The sequence below is a fragment of the Niveispirillum cyanobacteriorum genome, from assembly GCF_002868735.1.
In the GTDB taxonomy this organism is placed as follows: Bacteria; Pseudomonadota; Alphaproteobacteria; order Azospirillales; family Azospirillaceae; genus Niveispirillum; species Niveispirillum cyanobacteriorum.
Map to the genome: position 1 here is coordinate 738,642 of NZ_CP025612.1, position 18,237 is coordinate 756,878.

At 63.1% G+C, this 18,237-nt stretch carries 16 protein-coding genes; 1 reads left to right on the forward strand and 15 read right to left on the reverse strand.

The genetic code is table 11. From position 1 onward, the window contains the following. Positions 1-6: 6 nt before the first annotated feature. The 10 genes from C0V82_RS18955 to C0V82_RS19000 form a co-directional block, all read right to left on the reverse strand. Complete coding sequence (locus C0V82_RS18955) at positions 7-1,029, reverse strand: substrate-binding domain-containing protein (RefSeq protein WP_199772532.1); 1,023 nt, start codon at positions 1,027-1,029, stop codon at positions 7-9. Positions 1,030-1,114: 85 nt separating this feature from the next. Continuing rightward, a complete protein-coding gene (locus C0V82_RS18960; RefSeq protein WP_199772533.1) occupies positions 1,115-3,481 on the reverse strand; it encodes a 2-hydroxyacyl-CoA dehydratase family protein in 2,367 nt (788 codons plus the stop codon). Beyond that, positions 3,481-4,734 carry a CaiB/BaiF CoA transferase family protein gene (locus C0V82_RS18965; RefSeq protein ID WP_102113984.1) on the reverse strand — a complete coding sequence of 418 codons (1,254 nt, stop codon included), beginning with the start codon at positions 4,732-4,734 and terminating at the stop codon, positions 3,481-3,483. The genes C0V82_RS18960 and C0V82_RS18965 overlap by 1 nt, the downstream gene beginning before the upstream one ends. Further along, positions 4,731-5,930 (reverse strand): CaiB/BaiF CoA transferase family protein, encoded by a 1,200-nt coding sequence (locus C0V82_RS18970; protein WP_102113985.1) that lies wholly within the window; start codon positions 5,928-5,930, stop codon positions 4,731-4,733. The genes C0V82_RS18965 and C0V82_RS18970 overlap by 4 nt, the downstream gene beginning before the upstream one ends. Beyond that, entirely contained in the window at positions 5,927-6,922 is a 996-nt protein-coding gene (locus C0V82_RS18975) for a CoA transferase (protein ID WP_102113986.1), read from the reverse strand. Before C0V82_RS18975 ends, C0V82_RS18970 begins: the two co-directional genes overlap by 4 nt. An 8-nt stretch (positions 6,923-6,930) precedes the next feature. Continuing rightward, a complete protein-coding gene (locus C0V82_RS18980; protein WP_102113987.1) occupies positions 6,931-8,127 on the reverse strand; it encodes a CaiB/BaiF CoA transferase family protein in 1,197 nt (398 codons plus the stop codon). After that, the gene (gene dctP / locus C0V82_RS18985) at positions 8,124-9,200 is read right to left on the reverse strand and encodes a TRAP transporter substrate-binding protein DctP (RefSeq protein ID WP_158660053.1); all 1,077 of its coding nucleotides are present in this window, start codon (positions 9,198-9,200) and stop codon (positions 8,124-8,126) included. Before dctP ends, C0V82_RS18980 begins: the two co-directional genes overlap by 4 nt. A 2-nt stretch (positions 9,201-9,202) precedes the next feature. Beyond that, positions 9,203-10,507, reverse strand: coding sequence for a TRAP transporter large permease (locus C0V82_RS18990; protein ID WP_102113989.1), 1,305 nt, complete (start codon positions 10,505-10,507; stop codon positions 9,203-9,205). Then, positions 10,497-10,931 carry a TRAP transporter small permease subunit gene (locus C0V82_RS18995; protein ID WP_102113990.1) on the reverse strand — a complete coding sequence of 145 codons (435 nt, stop codon included), beginning with the start codon at positions 10,929-10,931 and terminating at the stop codon, positions 10,497-10,499. The genes C0V82_RS18990 and C0V82_RS18995 overlap by 11 nt, the downstream gene beginning before the upstream one ends. A gap of 246 nt (positions 10,932-11,177) precedes the next feature. Then, entirely contained in the window at positions 11,178-13,571 is a 2,394-nt protein-coding gene (locus C0V82_RS19000) for a TonB-dependent receptor (protein WP_102113991.1), read from the reverse strand. 206 nt (positions 13,572-13,777) lie between these two features. On the opposite strand from C0V82_RS19000, the gene C0V82_RS19005 reads away from it, so the two are divergent. Then, positions 13,778-14,251: a MarR family winged helix-turn-helix transcriptional regulator gene (locus tag C0V82_RS19005; protein ID WP_199772534.1), complete on the forward strand. Its 474-nt coding sequence runs from the start codon at positions 13,778-13,780 to the stop codon at positions 14,249-14,251. An 88-nt stretch (positions 14,252-14,339) separates the two neighbouring features. On the opposite strand, the gene C0V82_RS19010 is transcribed toward C0V82_RS19005, so the two are convergent. The 5 genes from C0V82_RS19010 to C0V82_RS19030 all read right to left on the reverse strand — a co-directional run bounded on the left by C0V82_RS19010 (position 14,340) and on the right by C0V82_RS19030 (position 18,174). Further along, positions 14,340-15,311 carry a PDR/VanB family oxidoreductase gene (locus tag C0V82_RS19010; RefSeq protein ID WP_102113993.1) on the reverse strand — a complete coding sequence of 324 codons (972 nt, stop codon included), beginning with the start codon at positions 15,309-15,311 and terminating at the stop codon, positions 14,340-14,342. A gap of 26 nt (positions 15,312-15,337) precedes the next feature. Then, a complete protein-coding gene (locus C0V82_RS19015; RefSeq protein WP_102113994.1) occupies positions 15,338-16,069 on the reverse strand; it encodes a GntR family transcriptional regulator in 732 nt (243 codons plus the stop codon). An 11-nt stretch (positions 16,070-16,080) separates the two neighbouring features. Continuing rightward, on the reverse strand, positions 16,081-17,130 hold the full coding sequence (locus tag C0V82_RS19020) for an aromatic ring-hydroxylating dioxygenase subunit alpha (RefSeq protein WP_102113995.1): 1,050 nt from the start codon (positions 17,128-17,130) through the stop codon (positions 16,081-16,083). Between the two features lie 190 nt (positions 17,131-17,320). Next, on the reverse strand, positions 17,321-17,854 hold the full coding sequence (locus C0V82_RS19025) for a MerR family transcriptional regulator (protein ID WP_102113996.1): 534 nt from the start codon (positions 17,852-17,854) through the stop codon (positions 17,321-17,323). Positions 17,855-17,862: 8 nt separating this feature from the next. Continuing rightward, positions 17,863-18,174, reverse strand: a complete 312-nt coding sequence (locus C0V82_RS19030) for an integration host factor subunit alpha (RefSeq protein ID WP_054166522.1) — start codon at positions 18,172-18,174, stop codon at positions 17,863-17,865. Positions 18,175-18,237 lie beyond the last annotated feature (63 nt).

Below are 18,237 nucleotides of genomic sequence, written 5' to 3' on the forward strand. Positions count from 1 at the left end.
AAAAAATCAGGCGCCACAGGATTCCCGGACGATCAGATCGGTACTGAGCCTTTCCGACATGGCCTGATCACCGGCCAGCAGGCGCAGCAGCTTTGCCACCAGCAAGCGCCCGGCCTTGGCGGTATCCTGGCGGATCGTGGTCAGGGCCGGGTGGGCATGGGCCGCAATTTCGATATCGTCATAGCCGACGACGGCGACGTCGTGCGGTACCGACAGACCGCGCCGGTTCAGCGCGCGAATGGCACCGATGGCGACCAGATCGCTGACAGCCACAATGGCATCGAATGCCACCCCCTGATCCAACAGATCATCCACCGCCTCCACTGCGGCATCGGGCACCAAGCGGCAGCGCCGGTGCAGGCGGGGGTCGGGTGCCAAGCCCGCCTCCCGCAACGCGTTCACATAGCCTTGATGACGCTGTGCAAGCTCGATCGTATGAGTGTCGCCCAGAAAGGCGATGCGTTTGCGCCCCAGGCGGGCCAAATGATGCGCGGCGCGATATCCACCCCGACCATTGTCACTGCCGACGGAGCAATAGTCCTGATCAGGTGCCACCGCACCCCAGACTACGAAGCGCCGGCCATCGCGGAACAGGCGGTTCAAAGCCTCGTGCAACTGGCTCTGCCCCAGGAAGATCATCCCGTCGACCTGGCTGCTGTCGAGCAGATCGGCCAGCCCGCGCTGATCAACCGGGGTGGCATGGCCGATGGTCAGGTCCAGCCCCCGTTCGCGCATGGCAAGGCTGATCCCGCCGACCAGACCCAGGCTGAACGGGTCTACCGTCTGTCCGCCGGCATGGGCGGCTGGCATCACCACCATCACGGATGGCCGGTCGCCGCCTGCCGTATGCCTTGCGCGGCGAGGGGGCGCGTCATACTGCGCCGCCTCCGCCAGTTCACGGATACGGCGCCGGGTTTCGGCATTCACGGCACTGCTGCCGCTCAATGCCCGCGATACGGTGGAAACCGAAACGCCGGCCTGCCGGGCGATATCCTGTAGCCGTGAAGCGCGCGCCCTCAAATCATCCATACCACAAGTCCGCCCCTTACTCGCCGAAGGAATGGTCCCCTTCTGCCTGACATCAAGGCTTGCGGCAATTGCAATGATAGGCGGGTTAGGTCTGAAGCCCCTCGATGAACCGGGTCACGGCCCTGTCGACGGCGGCTGCATCCGCACTTTCCTGATTGTAATTATCCAGGTCCAGGCGCAGCACGGGGATGCCCGCTTCCTCAAGCGCCCGCAGCACAAATGGATCGGCGTCGGTCAAGGCCACTGCCCCGTGGACCCCATGGATGCGGGCATCGCGCACATGCCAGGCCCCGGCCCAGGTGGGCATGCGCAATTCATCGCCCATGGTGACGAAACGGGCCGCCAAGGCCCGTATGGGATCACGACCCCGGTCGTGATGGCGGATATAACCGTCGGCGGCCAACGACAGATACATGGAGCAGACGAAGACCGCGCCATGGCTTTCCTCCCAGCGCTGGTAAAAGGCCATGTCGCTCCAAAGGCCACGCCCTACCCACATCAGACGCACACGTTCATTGGGGCAAGCAGCGTCACCCGCTGCCGCGCGGGCGGCCACTTCCTCATAAAGCGCTTTCGCGGCATCGCGGGCCCAAATGGAGCCGCGATGCCATTGCGGCACCATGGTGGCGGGCATCGTATCAACGATGCTGACCGGGGCAGGGTGTGTGGCGGCGATCAGGTCGCGGGTGCGGCGGTACCATTCCTCCTGCTCATTCACCAGATCCATGACCTCTGCAAAACGGTCGGGATCGAACCGCTTGCCCGTTGCCGTTTCCAGCCGCGCCACATGAGCACGCAGTTCCCCTTCCATCAGGTTTAGGCGTTCCGGTTCCAGATGCTGATCCCAATCGCCGGGAAGGTCTTCCCACCAATCGGTGGGGATTTGCCAGCGGCTGTCGAAACTGCGCTGATAGAGGTACAGGTCTGCCCCAGTCTCCATCGCCCATTGGCGGAAGATGCGGGCGGTGGCATCGGTACCGGTGACGGCGGCCAGGAAATCCGGTCTGGGCAGACCGCCCCAGGGGGCGTTTTCGGTATCATCGTCAAATGCGGCGGCCAGCCCCTGCGCGCTGTAAGCCTCCACATCCGCCGGATAGTCACGGTCGCGCAACAGACTGAAATAGCGGCCTGATTGCTGTTTCGCGGCCACGATGGACGCCCACCACTGGTTCACGACAAAGGGAATGTCCATAGCGCGCAGGATTTCCTGCGGCGCATTGGCATTGACGACCGCCAGGGGCGCGCCCGCCGCCACCTGTTCGCGCAAGGCCGCAAACCAGTCCCGCTGAAACTGCCCGAAGTTGGCGACGGCAGACAGCGATTTGCGGCTTCGCGTCGGTGGCTTCAAGGCTGCGCGTCCCCCGCCTGGGCGGTCTGGGTTGGGGGATGACGCGGGGGCGGGTGGCGTGACCGGGGCTACAGGGTCAGCCAGGAAAGTGGTGAGGGCAGGGGGCATTTGCCCGTTACCGTCCCAGGTGACGGCCAAGAACTGCAGGCCGATAGCGGTACAGGCGGCTCGTAATGGCTTTACGTCCCAGGGCGCGGCTTCGTCGCCGGGGCGCATGGCGTGCAGCAGGGCCGTTGCACCAGCCGCCCGCGCGGCAGCGATGAGGGTATGGGGATCATCGGGGCTGCGTCGGGCCAATGGCGTGACGCCAGCGCACCAGGGGCGTCCCCAATCCTGTGCTTCGCCCACCACAAGCGTGCCAGCCGCTTCCAGTCCGTCATAAAGTCGGAAATCCTCTTGTGTGCTGCCGGTCAGGAAGAGCGTTTGGGCGGCCGTAACCGGCGGCGGTGGATCGGCAAGAAGGGCCGATAATGACGCTTCCACCTGCTCTGGCGGCAGGATGGCGGAGGCGGCCACGATCCGTACAGCCTCCGCACCCGTCAGCTGTCCTGCCCGGCGCAGGCCCAAGGCCTGTGCTAACAGCACCCGCAGCCGGGCCTCATCCTTCTCCGCCTGCGCGACATCGCCCACAGGCGTGCCCAGACCGGCCAGCCATTCCCGCAATTGTGTGAAACGGACGGCGTTATATCGGGCTGCCTGTTCTCCCCCGCCATGCAGCAGGTCCAGGAAATGCACCGGCCCCAGGCGGTTCCCCGCCTCCCGTGCCAGTTCGCGCAGGGCGGCGAAGACCTGTGGCTGTTCATTATCCGCACTGGTGATCAGGATCGGGTCGGGTCGGGCCCCGTCCCCCACCAGCTGTTCCAGCAGTGACTTGCCCCGGACCGACAGGCCAGCTCCGCCCATCAGCGCATCCATCATCGGCGTCGGTGCTGTCGTTGGTACCAGCCGGACAGGCAGCAACCCAGCCGCCCGCACCAAGGCGCGAGGACCGTCCACGCCCAGCAAGCGCAGGGGCCGGTATCCCTGACCTCGCAGCGCCTCAAGCGTTCCGGCGGGATCATCGGCGGCAGTCAGCAGCGGCGCAAGGGTGGGATGGCGGGCCATCAGATCACCCCTTGCCGCTTCAGGCTTTCCAACTGTTCAGCACTGTAGCCCGTCAGGCGGGCATAGACGTCGCTGTTATGCTCCCCGATGGCCACGGGCAACACGGGATCAAACCCGGTGCGCGCGCCGGAGAACAGGATCGGGATGCCCGCCGTCCGCAGGTCGATGTCGGAGCTGTAGCTGGGATGGGCGATGGGCATCGTCTCGTTGCGGGCCATCACACGCGGGTCGACCAGCGCATCCTCCGGATGGCGCACAGGCGCCACAGGCACGCCTTGGGCCTCCAGGGCTGCCACGACATCGACCACCGGTAATTGTCGCGACCAGCCATTGATCCGCGCCTCCAGTTCGGTGGCATTGGCGACGCGGGCGTCGCGGGTGGCAAATTGCGGGTGCTGGAGCAGTTCCACCTGTCCCATGGCGCGGAACAGGCCGGCGGCCAGCTTGTCATGCACCGCGACCAGTGCGATGTAGCCATCGGCGCATTCGAAAACGCCAAAGGGCGACAGGCGCTGTACTGTCAGGCCCGTGCGCGACGGCATGCCGGCGGCGGCCATGGCGGACCAGTTCTCGATGGCGACGAAGGAGGTCAGCGCGCCCAGCATCGACACATCAATATGCTGCCCCACGCCAGTCCGATGCCGCTGTTCCAATGCCGCCAGGATGCCAATGACGGCAAAGACGGGGGCCAGCATGTCGGCCATGGGTACGCCCATCCGTACCGGCGGTTCTCCCGGCGCACCCGACGTGTACATGGCGCCCGACAGGGCCTGGATGATCACATCCATGGCCTTTCCACCTTCCGACCCGTTGGCGCCAAAGCCGGAGAGGGAACAATAGATCACGCGCGGATTGGCAGCCTTAGCGGCGTCATAACCCACGCCCAGTCGGTCGGCAGTGCCGCTGGTGAAATTCTCCACCACGATGTCACAGCCTTTCACCAGATCGGCGAACACCGTCTTGGCTTCCGGGTGCTTCAAGTTCAGGCTGATGCCATGCTTGCCGCGCGCGCGGGTCAGGTGGGAGATAGAGATATCGTCTGCATGACGGCGTTCCACCACCACCCCGTCGCGCCCTACATAGGGGCTGTTGTCTCGTGCCAGATCGCCCCCGACTGGGTCTTCCAGCTTGATCACCTCTGCCCCTAGCCCCGCCAGCAACAAGGTGGCATAGGGTCCTGCCAGGGCGCGGGTCAAGTCCAGGACACGCAGTCCTTCCAGGGGGCGCTGCTGGCTGTTCTCGGTCGTGCTCATGCTCGTGATCCTTGACGGGCGTACAGGGCGCCCTTGTCGCGCAGGGACTGGATGTCGGTGGGGGAAAGGCCGATGCCGGCCAGAATGGTGTCGCTGTCGCCGCCCGCCGGGGCCGCGGGTCGCGGCGTGGCGGCGGGGGTATCGGACAGGCGGATGGGCAGGCCGATATGTGGCGCGGTGCCGCCGCCGGGCAACGGCACCTCGAACACCATGCCGCGCGACCGGTTATGCGGATCGGACAGGGCGTCGGGCAGGTCATGCACGGGGGCGAACTGCGTATCCGCCGCCGCCAGGATTTCCAGCCATTCGGCCAAGGTCTTGCTGCGGAAGATGGCGGCCAGGGCGTCCGCGATTTCCCCTCGTCGGCTGATATCCATCTGCAAGGGGGCGAAGTCCGGGCGGCCCATGGCCACGCAGAAACGCTGCCAGTAGCGGGGTTCCATGTCGGTGGTGGTGATGAAACGCCCGTCCGCCGTTTCCCAGATGCCGCTGTCGGCCCGCCGCTTGCCGCGCCCCGGCACCTTCGAGAGGTCGGGATTGCGGGAAATCGTGCTGGCGATCAGGGCCAGTGAGGCGTCGGACATGGCCACATCGACATGCTGGCCGCGGCCCGTTACGCCCCGTGCGATGATGGCAGACAGGATGCCGATGACGGCGTTCGACCCGCTTAACAGATCGGCCACAGGCACGCCAGGGAAGCTTGGCCTGGCCGGGTCTTCGCCGATGCGTGACAGGGCGCCGGCAATGGCCAGGGCCACCGGATCATGCCCCGGCTTATCCCGGTACGGGCCCGTCTGCCCGCACAGGGTGACGGACGCATAGACCAGCCCCGGGTTCAGCTCCAGCATGGCGGCGGCACCATACCCCATGCTCTCCATCACGCCCGGCCGATAATCCTCCACCAATATGTCGGCCTTCGCCACCAGCGCCTCGATCACCGGCCGAGCGTCGGCGTGACCGGGATCAATGACCAGGCTGCGCTTGTTGCGGGCATAGATGTCACGGGCGCGCAAGTCAGCGCGGGCGTCATCATCCAGCTTGTCCCAGCCGAACACCTGCGCCTGCTTGGCCAACTCGCGCGGGTTTTCCACCCGGATGATATCGGCGCCCAGATTGCCCAGCATCCAGGAGCAATAAGGACCGGGCAGGAACTTGGAAAAATCGACCACATTCAGGCCGGAAAGCGGGCCGTTCATCGCGCAACCTCCCGGCTGGTCCGGAACAGGGGGCCGGGCACGCGGATGGTGCGGCCCGACACGGGATCGGCAAAGTCGGTGAAGGCCCCGCGTGCCGCGTGATGCGCGCTGTTCAGCACATCATCCGGTTCGTCGATGGCCGACAGGCCCATGCCATGCCGGTTCGACTGGTAGGCCAGGAAGGCGCGGGTCTTGGTGGAGAAGAACGCCCCCACCACTTTTTCCCATTCCTTCAGCGTTTCCTGCGGCAGATCGGCGACCAGGATATTCTCCCAATCCACCCCGGCCAGCGGTCCGGCCATATTGTCCGCCGTCATCAGGGCGACCATGGCGCGCATCATGCCGGGATTGTCGACCAAGGCCCAGGTGACCCAGCCATCGGCCACCTTCCAGACCTGATTGACACCTGACTTGCCGCGCACCAGCAGATTGCCCTGCCGCCCGCCGACCTTTCCGGCCCAGTCCCACATCACCGGTTCCCGGTAATTGGCCAGCACCGCCGACTGATAGGCGGAAACCGTGACGCGCTGTCCCTTGTCCTTACGGGCATGCAGTGCCGTCAGCGCCCCGATCACCGCCTGAATGGCACCCAACGCATAGGCTTGCTGCCCCGGAAGGCGCAGCGGTTCGCGGTCGGGATCACCGCCGATATGCAGCAGGCCCGACCGCGCCATCAAGGTCAGGTCGGTGGCCGGGCGGTCCGTGCAGGCAAATGGCGTCAGCAGCACATCGATAAGACCCGGATAATCCGCAGGCTCTACCCCCGGCAGCGGCCCGTTGCGCAGCAGGATATCGGCACCCGACAGCAGGGAAGGCAGGTCAGCATCTTCCAGCGCCACGCAGCTTTTGGCCCGGTTCCACACCGGATCGGCCTTCTCGCCCTCCGCCGGGACCAACCGCGTTACCGATGCGCCCAGTTGCGCCAGCATATGGCCCGCCAGCGTGCCCAGTTCGCCCGTCGCGTCGATGATGATCAGATGGTTCAGCATCATCAATCCCCTCATGCCAGCGCGCCGGAAGCAGTCAGTTCGTCAACCTCGGCCGGGTCCATGCCCAGCAGGTCCACGAAGACCGCGCGATTGTCCCCGCCCAACAGCGGCGGCGGGCCGACATGGATGGCGGCATCGGAAAAGCGCAGGGGCGGCCCCGGCATCTCACAGTCGCCCAACCTGTCATGGTGGACGCGGTAGTAGTGGCCGGCGCGTTCCAGTTCGGCGTCGGTGAAGACATCGCGCCCGTCATTCACCGCCTCCGCCGGCACGCCGGCGGCGGACAGATGGTCGGCCAGCCTGTGCTTGTCTTGCGTCCGTGTCCAGGCGGACAGCAGGGCACGCAGGTGCGCCGCATGGGCCTTGCGGCCTTCAAGCGTGGCAAATCGTTGATCATCAATCCCCGCCAGCCCGGCCACGATTTGCCAATCGCCATCATCGCGCGCGGCAATAGCGCACCATTGATCGGGGCCACGACATGGGAACAGGCCGTGCGGTTCCATGCGTGGATCGTCATTGCCGCGCCGTGGCTCGATCCCGCGCTGTCCGTCGGCCAGACAGTCCGACGTGACCAGCATCATCGGTTCCACCTGCGACACGTCCAGATGCTGGCCCTCTCCCGTCACCCTTCGGTGTTCCAGGGCGGCCAGCACGGCCACCGTCGCCATCATCGGCGCCACCACGTCGCCATAGGCAAACGGCGCCATATGCGGCCCCCGGTCGGGCCAGCCGGACAGGGCAGCGAAACCGGACAAAGCAGCCGCCGAATTGCCATAACCACGCAGGTCCGACAGGGGGCCAGTGCGTCCGGCCACGCTGACCGACAGCTGGATGATGTCCGGCTTGATGGATTTCAGCGTGTCCCAGGACAGGCCGATGCGGTCCATGTAACCCTTGCCGAAATTCTCCACCACCACATCGGCCCAGGCGACCAGTTTCTTCGCCACCTCGATACCACGCGGGTCGTTCAGGTTGATGGTGATGCCCTGCTTGCCGGTATTGGTGATGGCGAAGAAGGCGGACGCGTCATGGTGGCGCTTTCCATCCTTGAAGGGCGGCGACAGTCGGCCAAGGTCCAGGCGCTTGGCACTTTCCACCTTGATGACGGTGGCGCCGTAGTCGGCCAGATCCTTGGTGGCGCGCGGGCCGGCACCGACCCAACTGAAATCGGCAATCCGCAGCCCAGACAGGGGGCCTTCGCGTGTCATGGCGATTGCTCCGTTTGGCTGTTGAAACAGGCGGGTGTTTCCCCCCGCGCTCGCGCCGAGATCAATTCCTGGGCATGGGCCAGGATCGGCCGGCCATCGACGTTGAAATGCGACAGCTCATCGGCGATGCGACGGGCATTCTCCGCATATAGCGCCCGGAACCGCTCCTGATCCGCCGGGGGCAGGGCGTTGGTGATGCGCATGCCCAGCGCCTTGCCCTTCTCCATGCCGCGATCCTCGGCATTCAAAATCTGGCGCGACAACGCGGCTTCCCAGATCGGCTGCGCCTCTTTCAGTACTTGGCGCAGTTCCGGCGTCAGGCGTTGCCAGGCCTTATCCGACATGGCACGGGCCGGATAGGCGCCACGGTCGAAATGCAGGCCGGTGAAGTATGAGGCCACTTCCCCGAAATGCAGGGAATGAACCGTGTCGACAGGGGCCACCACCCCGTCGATCACACCCTTGGCCAGGGCTGAATACACCTCTCCCATGGGCATATTGACGGGATCGGCGCCCAGGTCTCGCAGTACGCCCAGTGCCTCTGTCTGGGCGCGCAGGCGTAGACCACGCAAATCCTCCAGCTTCTCAATCGGCTTGTGCCGCGTCAGGACACCGGGGAAGTTGCCGCCCTGGACGGCCAGGACATGTAGACCCTGCAATTCCTGGCTGAACACCGGGAAGGCGGCTTCCAGGCATTTATAGATAGCGACCTGATCGGGCAGATCCTTGATCCCGCCATAGAACCCGGCCTGTCCGCGCAGCGCGTGCGCCCCGCCTCTGGCATAGATCGGCGTGATCAAACCGATATCGGCCACGCCATGACGGATTTCCACCATGCTCTGGTCCGAGGTAATCAGCGATCCTGACCAGAAGGGCTTAATCACCAGTTTGCCGCCGGATTTCTCCGTGACGGCCTTCATCCATTCAATGTCGGCCTTGCTGAACGGGTGGCCGGGCGGGTAGGGGCTGGCATAGGATAGGGTGATGGTGCCGGGTGCCTCCTCCTTGCCGCCACAGGCGGACAGGGCAAGCAGGGCGCAGGTGGCCAGCAGTTGTTTCAGACGCTTAGCCATCGTCATGCTCCCAGCACCTTGGGCAGCCACAGAGTCACCGCCGGAAAGGCGATGATGACTGCCAGATGCACGAAATCGATGGCGAGGAAGGGCACGATGCCCCGGAAGATGGTACCCAGCGGAATATCCTTGGCGATGCCATGGATGACGTAGCAATTCAGGCCCAGCGGCGGGTGCACGAACCCGATCTCCATGGTCCGCACCAGGAAGATACCGAACCAGATGGGCGAAAGGCCCAGATCGATGATGATGGGCAGAAAGATCGGTGCCGTCAGCAGCATCAGCGCCAGTCCATCCAGGAACGACCCAAGCACCAGCAGCAGCAAGGTCATGACCAGAACGGCGGCCAGCGGCCCTGCATCGAGATCGGCGACCAGCGCCGACATGTGCCCGGTGATGCCCGTCAGGCTGACGAAGGTGGAAAACAGGATGGCGCCGATGATGACCACATAGATCATACCGGTGGTACGCAAAGTGTCCGACAGGGCCTTGGTCATGGCGGCGCGTGTCAGCGCACCACGGATGGCACAGAGCAGGAAGGAACCCGCCGCCCCCACCGATGCCGCCTCCGTTGGCGTGAACCAGCCGACCATTAGGCCGCCGACCACGAACATGACCAGGGCCACGATATCGATGATGCGACGCAGGGCCGGCAGCCGCTCCCGCCAAGGCACCCGCGCCGTCTTCGGCCCCAACTCGGGCCAGATGCGGCACAGAATATAGATGCCGATCATGTAGAACAGGGCTTGGCTTAGGCCGGGGATTACGGCGGCGGCGAACAGGCGGCCGATGGATTGTTCGGCGATGATACCGAACACGATCAGCGCCCCGGATGGTGGGATTAGCGCGCCCAAGGTACCGCCGGCAGCCAGCGCCCCAGTAGCAAATGCCGGAGAGTAATTGTGTTTGCGCATCTCCGGCAGCGCTACCGACCCGATGGTGGCGGCGGTTGCCAGGCTGGACCCACTGATCGCCCCGAACCCGGCGCAGCCGGCGATGGAGGCAAGAGCCAGACCGCCGGGCCGGTGTCCGATGAACCGGGCCGCCGCGTCAAAGAAATCGCGGCTTGCACCCGCCGCGAAGCATAGGTGTGCCATCAGCAGGAACAGCGGCAATACGCCTAGTTCATACTTAGCTATGGTCTCGAATGCCACCACCCCGGCCTTGATCAATGCCGCTTCCGGCGTGACAAGGATGGCGATACCGCCAGCCCCGACAGCGGCCAGCGCCACGCCGATGGGCAGCCCCAGCGTCAGCAGGGCAAGCAGCGCGACGATGCCCAGGGCACCCCAAATCTCAGGACTCATGGTTGCCTCCCTTGCCCAGCGCACGCATCAGGAACAGAACGGCGATCAGCAGGCAGGAACCGATCCACACGACGCGCAGCCAGCGCAGCGGCAGGCCCAGGATTTCCGTCACCTCAAACCCACTCCACAGGTCCGCTGCGACCCAGGCCGACCCGGCGGCAAGAAACAGGAAGAACAGGCAGCAGGCCAAATCCGATGCCCGGTCGTAGCGCTGGTGCCAGGTCGGCCCCAGCCGTTCGATGAGGATGTGAACGCGGGCATGGGCACCGGACAGGGTGGCCCCCACCATGGCCGCAGATGCCGCCAGGACCACACTGGCCTGCACCACCTCAATGGCACCCAGCAGGGTGAAGCCTACATGCCGGCCCAGCACCGCAATGGCATCCGCCGACATGGCCATCAACAGGCCGGCAGCCCCCAGCATAAAAGAAATCCGGGTCAGCAGCCCGCCACCGGATGAGGGCGGTTTATCAAAGCGTTGAACCAAGATGCGCTTCCCCCTTATCGCTCATTCTCGTCATCCCGGTGAAAGCCGGGACCCAGGAGCCAAGTGCCCACACTGTCAGCAGCGTCCAGCGAAGCAATCCAGACCGCAAGTGCCCGTGGCTCCTGGGTCCCGGCTTTCACCGGGATGACGAGAGCAGAGGCGCTTGGAAGGGCTGTATTCGTATCAGAACGTCACCCGTATGCCGCCATAGGTCATGCGCGGTGGCTTGTAGGTGACCATTTGGTTGCCATTGGCGGGGGAAGCCACACCATTGGCGATCACGGCTTTATTCCCTATGTTGCTCATGGCTAAGAACAATTCCCAGCCACCGGCGGCGGGCACGAAGGTGATACGCCCGTCGAAGACGTCATAGGCGTCCTGGGCCACGGCGGCGGTATTGTCGATATCGATGAAATAGCTGCTGGAATGACGCCAGTCACCACGAAGGCGAACCGCCGCACCGTCCGCCGATACCGGCACTTCGTAAGTCAGGCCCAGATTGCCGGTGAATTTTGGCACGAAGGGCAGTTCGTTCTTAAGGCTCAGCAGTATCGTGCCCGCCGTGGCCTGCTGCGGCAGCAGCTTGGTGAACTTGAAGTCGGTATAGCCCAGGCCCGCCTGCAGGGTCAGACCCTCGGCCAGCAGAGCAGTCGCCTCGGCTTCCAGACCCTTGATCTCCCCATCGCCTCCGTTGGTTTCCAGGCGGATGAAGGCACCCGTGCTGTCGGTGGTGTTTCGGGTGATCTGGATGTCATTATATTCGCTGAAATAGGCGGCCAGGTTCAGGCGCAGGCGGCGGTCGAAGAAGTCGCCCTTGAACCCGGCCTCATAAGCCGTCAGCTTTTCCGGATCGAAGGTGTTGAACAGGTCGGCGCGGGTCGGGCGACCATTCACGCCACCGGCCTTGAACCCCTTGGACCAGGAGACATAGGCCATCATGTTGCTGTCGAACTTGTATTCCGCACCCAGCTTCGGCGTAAACACGTCCCAGGTGTCGCCCGCCGTGACATTGTTGAAGCTGACCAGATTGTTCTGGAGCGGTCGGACCTCGTAATACCGAAAGTCCTTCTTCTCCTTGCTGATACGAGCGCCGGCGGTCAGGCTGAACGCATCCGTGACTTTGTATCCAGCATGGGCAAAGGCGGCATAGGAAGAGCCATCCAGCCAGCGGTTGCCCAGGCGCATCTGGTCATAGCGCAGATTGTTGGCGTTATTGGCACCACCCAGGCAACTGGCCGGACCGGTCCCGGTGGCAGGGCAGGTTGATGCCGCCACGCCCGGCGGAGCGATGGACCGGTTGGGCGCCGCACGCAACGCCTCAACCAAGCCCACCAACTGACGCGAGGACTGCGTATCCTGGGCCTTTTCCTCAAAGTACCAAAGGCCGACCAGCCAGTTCAGGCGATCGTCAAAGGCGTCACCACTGAACTGGAATTCCTGGCTGAACTGGTGCTGCTGCACGCTGATGCCAGCAGACGCCACGATATCGGCGGGGGTACCGTCGGCATCGGCCTTGCTGCGCACATCCAGGTCACGATAAGCGGTGATGGACTTCACCCCGATCACACCGGGGTCCCAATCCACCACGCCGGACACGCCCCAGACATCGGAATTGGCGTAGCTGGTGGAAGTGGAATAGGTTGTCCAGGGCTTGGGCGCTACCCAGCGATTGTCATAGGTTAGGCCCTGCGGGGCCAGCACGACGCGGTTATACAGCTCGATATTCGGGGCTGCCGCGGCAGTATTGAAAATACCGACCGCCTGATAATCGGTCGCGGCCTGCCGTTCACGGGTCACGTCGCCCGACAGTGTCACCTGCAGCGTATCGGTCGGCGTCCAGGCCAGGGTTGCGCGGCCGCTGCGGACATTCACGTCATTGCCGTTGCGCTTCGTGCCGTCGGCAGACGGCAGCAGACGCTTGTAATAGCCATCCTGATCGCGCGAAAGGGCGCTGACCCGCAGCGCCAGCTTGTCTTCGACCAGCGGCACATTGACGGAACCACCGACGTCCATACGGCCGTAATTGCCGACGCGCAGTTCGGCCACGCCGCCAAACTCATCACTCGGGGCCTTGGTGCTGATATTCAGCGCACCGCCCGACGTATTCTTGCCGAATAGCGTGCCCTGCGGCCCGCGCAGTACTTCCACCCGTTCAATATCCAGTAGTTCCAGAACCGCACCGGGCGCGCGCGCCAGATACACGCCGTCGATATAAATGCCGACCGCCGGGTCCTTGGTGATGATGAAGTCCGGCTGCCCGACGCCACGGATGAACAGCTGCGCGAAATTGCTGCCGCCGGAACCGTTGCCAGAGGTGGTCATCTGGAAATTCGGGGTGGCGTCGGCCACACCCTTCAGATCGACAACACCCTTTTCGCGCAGATCCTCGGCGGTCAGGGCCGTGATGGCGATGGGCGTGTCCTGAAGGTTCGTGGAACGGCGCTCCGCCGTCACGATGATCTCTTCCAGCACGATGGGGGCAGCGGCCTGCTGAGCCTGGGCCATGGCGGGGATAGCGTAAAGACCGACGGCCAGCGCAATGGGCGCGGCGCCGCGAGGCGTCCACTTCTGGAACATTTCATCCTCCCTGGATGTGCGGGCGGGGTTCTTTGCCCCGTCTGAAGGCACTCTTGCCTTTCGTTATTGTTCATAACATAGACGGTTGATATTCACAACTATCTAATTTTCTGAATGCGATCCCCGAGAACGGAATTTGCGGACAGAGTGATCAGCATACGGTATCAAGGTTTTGTGCAAATCCTGCTCCCTTTCCGATGATGACCATGGCGAATGACAAGATCGATGCGGCCGACCAGCCGGAGATTGACCTGGGCCGACTGGGTGATTTCATCGGCTTCCGGCTGCGCCGTATCCAGAACCACCTGTCACGCAATTTCTCTGCCCGTAATGCGGAATGGAACCTTCGCTCCGGATTGTTCAGTTCGCTGGCCATAATCTCGGCAAACCCTGGGATTTCCCAAAACCTCCTGTCGCGGGAGGTGGGGTTGGACAAGTCGGCGACGGTGCAGATTGTTGACGATCTAGAAGGGCGTGGCTGGGCTGAACGCCGCCGGTCCACCAACGATCGGCGCTATTATGAACTGGTGGTGACGCCAAAGGGACGGGACGCCCTGGATCAGTTGTTCGCCAATCTGGAAGAGACGGAACGGGACGTGATGGCCCATCTGTCGGATGCGGAACGTGTTCTGCTGCTGGGTCTGCTGGATCAGGTCTATCAGCGCTGCTTCAAGGCCTGAGTCCTGACGTTATTTAGTTATGTGACATCACAATAACAGGAAAGGCCAGGTGACTTTTTAGCCACCTAGCCTTTAACCTACCGATTGATTATGGCCGATAGCCTGTGTCGATCACCGCTGCGCCGCCGGCAATCCGGGATACGCAGGCACAAAGTTTCGATCCTTCACGTTTTTCCGATTCTGCCAGGAAAACATCGCGATGATCGATCTCTCCACTGTGATTCAGCACATCGACGGCACAGAGCCCACATTCACCGCGTCGGCAATCATGGATCATCGGAATGCCGGCATCGGCCAGCGCATCCAGCAGGGATTGGTCCGATGGTACAGTGACCTCGCCGTCATATCCCACCACCCGGACGGTGAACGGTGTTTCGGTAAAACGACCGGTGTCGCCAAATACCTCGTACCGGAACCGGCTGGTGGGGCGTCCTGCCTTGGCCCAGGCGCGCTTTGCGGCCTCTAGCATGGGCAAGGGGCCGCAGATATAAAGCTCACCATCGGCCGATAGATTGGCGATGACCTTGTCGAGATCGATCATCGCACCCTGATCTTGCGGATGGACTGCCAGCCGATCGCCCAGCAGGGTGCGCAACGGGTCAATGAAAGGCATCGCGGTCAGGCTCTGCCCCCCATACTCCATGCGTACTGACGCGCCCTGTGCCATCAACGCCTGCGCCATGCCATATATCGGTGTTACCCCAATGCCGCCAGCCAGCAGCAGATATTCGGGCGCACGCCAGGACAGGTCGAACCGGTTCTCCGGCGTGGTAATCCGCACCTTGTCACCCGGCTTCAGCCCGAACATGAAACGGGACCCGCCCCGGCTGTTGGGGTGCAGTTTCACGCCGACCGCCACATGACCAGGGGCCGCGTCGGGCAGACAGGAATAGGTACGGATGGCATGGCCCGATCCGATGCTGGCACGGATCGCGACATGTGAACCGGGATCGAAAGCCGGAAGGGGAAAGGCCGCCGCAAACTCAATACTGCGTACTCCTTCGGCAATGTCATCAACACCTACGATGTTGGCGTCAAGCCAGACGGCATCATTCTTCATTCTGATTTCCTCGCCTATGGGATGGCTTAGCAAGCAACCAGGGCCAGGGCGGGAAAGCGACGCAGGGCATCGCTGCCGCCCTCCATCACCTGTTCCAGGTTACGCCGCGCCAACCGCGCATGCTCCCGCGCCACAGCCTCGGCCCTTGCGCCTTCACGCAAACTGATGGCCTCTACCATGGCGCGATGCTGTGCCTGCGCCAGAACCAGTGAATGCGGCACCACCGTTGACCCCGGTTTGTCCAGAAAGGCGCTGGGCGATGCGAAGGGAAGGCGGGTGATCCTGTCGATCTCCCGCTCAATCGTCTCGCTACCCGACAGGCCGGACAGAAGCGCATGGAATTCTGCATTCAGCGCCGTATAGCGGTCCAGTGGTGGGTTTGCCGTATCGCTGGCGATGACGGCATCGATACCGTCCAGCACCCGGTTGATGGCGATCATCCGCCTTGGCTCAACGCCCCGCTCCGCCGCCAAACGTGCGGCGGTGCCTTCCAGCACGCCGCGCAACTCAATGGCGTCGATGGCCTCGTCCATCGTGAAACGGCGCGGGATATGGCCACCGGATGGGACGCGCTCCAGCAGCCCTTCCTGTTCCAGCCGGGCCAACGCCGCGCGGATCGGTGTACGGGAGATACCCAGCCTTTCCGCCAGCCCCGGTTCCGACAGCCTTTCCCCTGGTTCCACATCGCCGCGCAGAATCAGATCGCGGATGCCGGCCAGGGCACGCACCGTCTGTGCAGCGTCCTTGTTGTAGCTCATACTTCCGGTCCCTATTCTGCGGCGGCGGACAGGGTGGGGCGGTTCTCCTTTTCAACCATCCGGTCGATCAGGCGGCGAGCCCACATCGACCCGGCGTCGATATTCAGATTGTAGAAAATATGACCGGGATTATCGTCGATGGCCCGCTGCTGCGCCTCCAGGATCTGTTCATCCTCCCGGAAGATCCCGGCCACACCTTCCCTGATCTTATGGGTGCGGGCCTGATTGCGGATGTCGAAATTCCGCGCAAATGCCCAGAAATAGTGGCAGGTCGTCTCCGTTTCGGGCGTCAGACAGTTGATGACGCGTCCATCCACGCCCTTTGACCGATCCCCCTCCGGCGCGCCCGTGCCGGTGGGCGCCACACCAACCTCGATAATGATGGTGGAGGGGGCGGTGAAATTGATGATCTGCCAGCGGTCGACATGATCCTTGCGGCCCAGATTGTCGGCCCAAAAGGGCGGTGCCTCGATATCCACCATCCAGCGGGTGATGGTGGCTGTGTTGTCCGAATGGGTCGCCGTGAAGGGCGCCTCCGCCACGGCATGGTTGCCGATGGAACTGCCATGCACGAAGGTCTCATGCGTCAGATCCATCAGATTATCGACCACCAGCCGGTAATCACACTTGGCATGGATGACCTTCCCATCGGCAGCCCAGGCCGGATCATTGTTCCAATGGATATCCGGGATCAGGGCAGGGTCGGCAAGGGACGGGTCACCCGGCCAGATCCACAAAAACCGGTAACGCTCCACCAGCGGATAGCTTTTCACACAGGCCGAGGGGTTGATGGTCTGTTGCGACGGCATGTATACACATCGCCCGGTATCATCATAGGCAAGACCATGATAGCCGCAAATTACGCGGTCTTCCTCCAGCCGCCCCAATGACAGGGGCAGCAACCGGTGCCAGCAGGCATCGGCCAGGGCAACCGCAGAGCCGTCCAGCTTTCGATAGAGAACGACCTGTTTGCCGCAGATTGTGCGGGGGAGAAGCTTGCGCCCAACCTCCACATCATATGCCGCCACATACCATGCGTTCAGGGGAAAACTCGCAGCCATCGGTCACCCTCCCATTGTTATGTTTCATAATCTAAATAGCTGTATACAGATAATCAGACTAAGAGTCGATGGCTAATCGAGGAAACTTTTGACAACCGGCTGGGGATTGCGGGCAATCAGGCATGGTTGCGCCACGCACAGTGCCCAAGCGACTGAATCACCAAATTTTATCTGATCGGATTGATGGGGTTCAGTCCAACAAGCGACGTAACGCTGTCAGATCCATCAGGATCTCAGACAGAATCTCACGCACTTCCGGCGACAGGGACTGTTTGGCTCGCCGCTTGGGGGCGGCCTTCTTTTCCAGGGGAGGGGGCTCATCCTCCTCATCCCCTTGCGTCGCAAGCAAGGCCAGCTCTTCGGCCGAACTGTCGTCACCCGCCTCGACATCATCGAAAAGGCTTGGCATACGGGTCCCGGGCGGGGGAAGTCCGGCAAGGCCCCGCGACTCGCGCAACAGCCTTTGTACGCCCTTGATAGTGTAGCCGTCCTGGTACAGCAGCGATTGGATACGCCGTAGTAATTCCACATCGTCAGGACGATAATAACGCCGACCGCCGCCTCGCTTCAGCGGTTTGATCTGGGGAAACTTGGTTTCCCAGAACCGCAGAACATGCTGCGGCACCTCAAGATCGACGGAAACCTCGCTGATGGTGCGGAAAGCCGAGGCGGATTTCGACGCCAAGGACTTGGATCGCGCACCTTCGCTGGTTTCCTCGATCATCGACAGGATCAGCCTTTCGCGCCGTCTTCAAACCGCTCATTGATGCGGCTTTTCAGGACGTGTGACGCGCGGAAGACCAGGACCCGGCGCGGCAGAATCGGCACTTCCTCACCCGTCTTCGGGTTGCGGCCAATGCGCTGCCCCTTGGACCGGACAGCAAAGCTGCCGAAGGAAGAGATCTTGACCATGTCGCCATTGGCCAATGCGTCGGAAATCTCGTTCAGAACGCTTTCCACCAGATCGGCAGATTCGTTCCTGGACAGCCCGACTTCCTGATAGACGGCCTCGCTCAACTGCGCGCGGGTGACAGTTTCGGTCATGTTCGTCCTCCCCGGTTATCAGGGAATGACGGTACTTGGACCGGAGAAATCCGTCAATTCAGA